This is a genomic window from Roseomonas chloroacetimidivorans (assembly GCF_049629625.1).
In the GTDB taxonomy this organism is placed as follows: domain Bacteria; phylum Pseudomonadota; class Alphaproteobacteria; order Acetobacterales; family Acetobacteraceae; genus Roseomonas; species Roseomonas chloroacetimidivorans.
The window spans coordinates 1-5562 of sequence record NZ_JBNBZS010000169.1 but is presented as its reverse complement, the minus strand read 5'-3'; the positions used below and the strand labels follow the sequence as shown (position 1 = coordinate 5562).

Annotated in this window: 3 protein-coding genes and 2 pseudogenes; 3 read left to right on the top strand and 2 right to left on the bottom strand. The window is 64.9% G+C overall.

The window, feature by feature from the left end; genetic code table 11:
- Positions 1-372: 372 nt before the first annotated feature.
- A complete protein-coding gene (locus tag ACO1BU_RS35735) occupies positions 373-1131 on the bottom strand; it encodes a WecB/TagA/CpsF family glycosyltransferase (protein ID WP_424140637.1) in 759 nt (252 codons plus the stop codon).
- Positions 1132-1656: 525 nt separating this feature from the next.
- On the opposite strand from ACO1BU_RS35735, the gene ACO1BU_RS35730 reads away from it, so the two are divergent.
- Both ACO1BU_RS35730 and ACO1BU_RS35725 read left to right on the top strand, forming a co-directional pair.
- Positions 1657-3981, top strand: a complete 2325-nt coding sequence (locus tag ACO1BU_RS35730; protein WP_424140636.1) for a carbohydrate-binding domain-containing protein — start codon at positions 1657-1659, stop codon at positions 3979-3981.
- A 390-nt stretch (positions 3982-4371) separates the two neighbouring features.
- Positions 4372-4551, top strand: a pseudogene (locus ACO1BU_RS35725) (hypothetical protein); the annotation flags it as partial.
- Positions 4552-4611: 60 nt separating this feature from the next.
- Here ACO1BU_RS35725 and ACO1BU_RS35720 read toward each other — a convergent pair.
- Complete coding sequence (locus tag ACO1BU_RS35720) at positions 4612-5334, bottom strand: IS5 family transposase (protein ID WP_424140635.1); 723 nt, start codon at positions 5332-5334, stop codon at positions 4612-4614.
- Between ACO1BU_RS35720 and ACO1BU_RS35715 the strand changes: the two are divergent.
- A pseudogene (locus ACO1BU_RS35715) lies at positions 5333-5562 on the top strand (IS110 family transposase); the annotation flags it as partial. The gene ACO1BU_RS35720 and the pseudogene ACO1BU_RS35715 overlap by 2 nt on opposite strands.

Here is a 5562-nt window from a genome sequence, read left to right as displayed (position 1 = left end):
GTCCGCCAACGCCGACGCCGCTCGACCCCGCTGATGATCTCCATCCCACCCACCTGCCCTTACCGACACTCTTACGAACGTCAGTAAGATCAGCGGGCACCCAGGCCAGGGAAGGCGGCCGTCGGCGAATGGGTACGCCCTTACCGACACTCGTACGAACGTCAGTAAGATCAGCGGGCACCCAGGCCAGGGAAGGCGGCCGTCGGCGAATGGGTACGCGGTACCGGCAAGGCGGCGAGGCGTGGACGCGCAAGCCTGGGCCATGGCCTTGCGTGGACCCGGGCCTGCTGGGACCAGCGGCCGAGCCACTGCACTGGCGATGCGATAAGCACCGCGCCCTGGGCTCGCCAGGGCTGCGGCCGATACCTCCGGTTAGCGCCCCTGCGCCAGTCCCTTGCGCCAGGACCCGCCGACAACCGCCGTTCGCCTTGCGGCGATGTGGCGCAGGACGTCCCAGCGCGCGGAACGTATCCAGGCGGGTATGCGGCTCCTAATACCGGCCATGTCGTCCAGGGCAGAGCCAAGGCAGAGCCCAAGGCCAGTCGCGCGGCCATCGGCCGCGATCCGCGCCGCCAGTATCTCCTGCCAGGGGGAACTCCGGCAGATCAGGACAAAGCGGGCCGGGTTGTCCCGGATGAACTGAAAGCAGGCCTCGGCTGAGATGGCATCCCGGATGGTGCCGGAGGGCGGCAGGCAATGAGCTAGCCGGGTCAGGCCGAACTTGGCGCGAAGGCACTGAACGGTTCCAGGCGCACCGCCGACGACTGTGACGGGCGTATCGGGCTTGATCACGCGTTCGAACAGCAGGTCCGCGAGATCCTGGGCCGTCGTCGGCATCAGCGACACGCCGCGCTGTGCCGCGAGGCTGCGAAGGTCGGCATTTCCACATAGCGACAGCCAAGCATCTTTCTGGATGCGGCGCATCTCAGGCCTCCGCTCGAGCGCCCTCAACTCGCCCGGCCGCGGCGCCAACACATAGGCGAAGGTTGCCTGGGGATCTCGTGCCGCGATGCGGTCGAGCGCCTGCTTCGGGCTCACATCGTCGAAATGGACGGAGAGCAAACGCCGGCCCGGCACGTCAAAACGGGCCGGATGCTGGCGAAAGGGGGCCACCGTCAGCCGGGGTGTCATGGCGGCACTCGCTCGCGATGTTGTTATTTCGACTGTGTAGAACGCCCAAGTTGCCGATCCAACGAAATTCGGCAGGCCACGCAGTGACTGTGTCCTGAAGGCCATAGTGCCCGGGCCCCGGCGTGGCTGGCGTCGTCAGGAAGTCCTGGGACGGAGGTGATCGCCCTCCTCAGCGCCGGGCGTCCTGGCCCATCTAGACCTGCTCCTCCCAGCTTCACGGGCCGGTCAAGAGGCCCCGACACAGTAAGTCCGGGGCGCCCGCGACAATGCTGAGCCGGTACCTCCGGGGTTGGAGCCAGCGCGGTGCAGGCGCTGCTCCCCTCAGGAGCTTCGTGGATCCTGCGCGCTTTCGCTTTTTTCAGCACGCAACCGGGCTACCCCGGTCGATCCCTCCGCCCCCCAGGAGCAACCACCAGAGGAAAAAATCGAGCAGACCCACAACTAAACGTTGCGGAATCACGAGAACGCGAGGTAACAGATTCGTGATAACACGATCCTTCCGGTCAAATTTTGGTGAGCTCCTCAATGTCCTCCTCTGCGACCGCACCCACCCGCGTCAGCACGTTTGTCGACTCTCTCGGCATCAATGTGCATATGGGGTACTTCGATACCCCTTATGGGGACGTGTCGTCCGTCGTCTCCAAGCTTGACTACCTGGGCCTGCATCATGTTCGTGATGGGGCTTCCTGGTCGGGCTGGGTGCCGCCGCTAGTTGAGCTCGGGAAGGCCGGCATCAAGCTCGACATGATGGTCGGTGACCGGGGAGAGTCGCTGGACCAGCAGTTCGCCAATCTGACGAAGCTGGCCCCCTACATCGCCACGATCGAAGGCCCGAACGAGGTTAATTTCTCGTCGATTACCTATAATGGGCAGACGGGCGTGAACGCCGTCGTGGCACAGCAGGCGGCCATCAATCAGCGGCTGGAGGGGATCGCTGCGCTGAAGGACAAGCCGCTCGTCGGCTTCTCCGTAGCGGCCTCAGCCGACAGCGGCTTCACCCGCTACGGCGATAACAGCGCGGCCAACGACTATGGCAATGCGCATGTGTACTTCCCGGCCGGCACGCCACCCGCGGGCGATCTGGCGAAATACGTCGCCATGGCGAATCTCCTGACGCCGAGCGACCGCATGTTCCTCACCGAGACGGGGCTGCCTACCAATGCTGGAGGGCCGGGCAATCAGGGCGTGAGCGAAACCGTCCAGGCTAAGTACACGCTGAACCTGCTGCTAGACGCGCATCAGCAGGGTATCGCGCGGACCTTCCTGTACGAGTTGCAGGACGAGTTCGCAGACCCGCAGAACAACGACCAGGAGCAGCATTACGGCCTATTCCGCAACGATGGCTCGGCGAAGCCCGCGGCCATTGCCCTGCACAACTTGACCACCATACTCGGCGACGCGGCCTCCGATGCCGCGACCTTCACGACCGGAACGTTGAACTACACCGTGTCCAACCTGCCCAGCGCCGGCCATCATATGCTGATGCAGGAGGCGAACGGGAACTTTGACATCCTGCTGTGGAACGAACCGGTCATCTGGGACGACTCCAACAGCCGCGACCTGACCGTGGCGGCCCAGAACGTGACCGTGAACCTGGGCGGAACTTTCAGCACGGTGAACGTTTATGACCCGCTGGTGGGTGAACGCCCTGTCACGACCTATCACGACGTTTCCAGCCTCGTGCTCGGCATCACTGACCACCCGCTGATCGTGAAGACGGTGGGTACGGCCGGTTCGGCCGCCGTCACGGCTCCGGTTGCCGCCGCTGTCACTACCGGCCGTTCGCTCGAGACGACGACGGTAGGCAGCGGCGCCGACACGCTCGTGCTCAAGTTTTCCGAGGATGCCTATCGAGGCGATGCGCAGTTCACCGTCAGCGTGGACGGCAAGCAGGTCGGCGGCGTGATGACCGTCGAGGCTAACAAGGGCGCCGGCCAGTACGAGCAGCTGGAGATCAAGGGCGACTGGGCGACCGGCAATCACCAGGTTGCGGTGACCTTCCTGAACGACGCCTGGGGCGGCACGGCCGACACGGACCGCAATCTCTATGTCGAGAGCGCGACCCTGAACGGGAAAGCGCTGGCGGCCGGTGCGCTGGGCACGGTGAATGGGACGGAAGGCTTCTCCTTCGCCGGGACCAAGGCGTTGGTTGCCGGAATGACCGAGACGACGACGGTAGGTAGCGGCGCCGACACGCTCGTGCTCAAGCTCTCCGAGGATGCCTATCGAGGCGATGCGCAGTTCACCGTCAGCGTGGACGGCAAGCAGGTCGGCGGCGTGATGACCGTCGAGGCTAACAAGGGCGCCGGCCAGTACGAGCAGCTGGAGATCAAGGGCGACTGGGCGACCGGCAATCACCAGGTTGCGGTGACCTTCCTGAACGACGCCTGGGGCGGCACGGCCGACACGGATCGCAATCTCTATGTCGAGAGCGCGACCCTGAACGGGAAGGCGCTGGCGGCCGGTGCGCTGGGCACGGTGAACGGGACGGAAAGCTTCTCCTCTTTCCAGGAGGTTCCCTCAAAGTTGGTGCTGCACATGGCCGAGGATGCCTGGAACGGCGATGCGCAGTTCAAGCTTTGGGTCGACGGCGTGCAGGTTGGCGGTGTCCAGACTGTGACCGCGATCCACTCCAAGCAGCAGGTCCAGGACTTCGCGTTCGAGGGCGCCTGGAACGCCGGTCAGCATAAGGTAGAGATCAAGTTTCTGAACGATGCCTATGGCGGGACCGCCAGCACGGATCGCAACCTGCATGTCGAGGCAATCGACTTCGGATCGATGCACTACGATGTCAAGGCCGCGATGAACTCGGGGGGCATGACGGCCTTTGATCATCTTCTGTTTGCCTGATCGGGCCGGAAGCGTCCTGCCCGGACGCTCTGGTTGATTTACAAGGCCTGAGGCGGAATGCGAGTGCTGTGGGGCCACCCGGTATCCGGCCATCTGACCCTGCCAGCCCTCACGCCGGCGATCCCGTCGCACACCGGCTGACGCTATCAGCGATGCTGCGGCAAGCATGGCGAGCACAGTCGCCGCGGGACGAGAATGAAGCATTCTACGCCGACTGGCGGGAACATGCTGGTGTGGCGGGAACGAGGGCGGAGGTGGTTCTGAGGCTAGGCATGCATTGCACCTTACTCAGCTACCATGCGCGGTGATGATGCCGGTTTCCTGGACGTCAGCTGCGCATCCCGCGTGCTCGCCCGCGTGTCGTACGACCTGTGTAGGCCCTGAGAGGAACTGACACGACCTGTCGGTCCTTGTGCGGAAAAGGCCCGGGTGCTGCTTCCTGACAATCTCTGGGCGGTGATCGAGCCGCTTCTGCCGCCACCGCCGCAGGTGGGCCCAAAGGGCGGCCGTCCCGTGGTCGGGAGCCGAGCGGCGCTGACCGGCATTCTGGTCGTCCTCAAGAGCAGCATCCTGTGACCTTGGTGCATGGATCGGAGGTGCGATCGCATGACGCCCTACCCTCATCCAGGCTCATGCAATGCGGACGTACTCTGCGCGTCCCAGGTCCAGCATCCGGTTCAGGGCATTTGTGGCGATGGCCACCTCGGTGGTCTGACGTCCCTTGCGCTGAGAGCGCAGCCCGTCACCCATGACGCGCTTCCAGCGCGAGACATCGGCCTCAACCAGGGCGCGCCAGTTATATCCGGACGCCCTCTGCCAGCCCACACGCCCGCGCTCAGTGATCGCCTGTAGATGACGGTCACGCTGGGTCGGGTCGATCTCGGCAGTGCCGCTCGGCACGGCACTCGAGCGTGGCGGCACGATGACGTCGGCATCGGGATGGCGTGCCGCAACCTCGGCGTGGACGTCGTCACGGTCGAACGCGCCATCGGCGGTGAATGAGGCGACCGGCCCGGCAACCCGCTCGAGCAGCGGGCCAGTCTGCGAACCGTCGTCGGCATCCCGGTCCGTCAGCACCGACGCGACGATCTGGCCGGTGTCGGCGTCGGTCGCGAGATGGAGCTTCCGCCATGACCGGCGCCTCCGTGTCCCATGCTTCTCAACCAGCCACTCGCCAGGTCCACACAGCCGCAGGCCGGTGCTGTCCACCAGCAGGTGCACGGGCTCTCGCCCGCGGCGGGGCCGTGTCACGTCCAGCGTCTCGGCCCGGCGGCTCAGATGGGGTGGACGGCCTGAGCGGCACCGGTGTGCCAATCTGTGGGCCTTCGTAACCCGGCGAGAGGGGGTCCCCATGATGCCGATCACCATGATTGGACTGGACACGGCGAAGTCTGTTTTTCAGATCCATGCTGTGGATAGGACTGGCAAAGCTGTCCTCAAGCGCAAGTTGGGCGGCCGCGAGCTCCTACCCTTCTTTGAGCAGCAGGGGAGGTGCATCGTGGTCCTGGAGGCCTGCGGGGCAGCCCACCATTGGGCACGTCTCATCGCGGCATGCGGGCATGAGACGAGGCTGATCGCTCC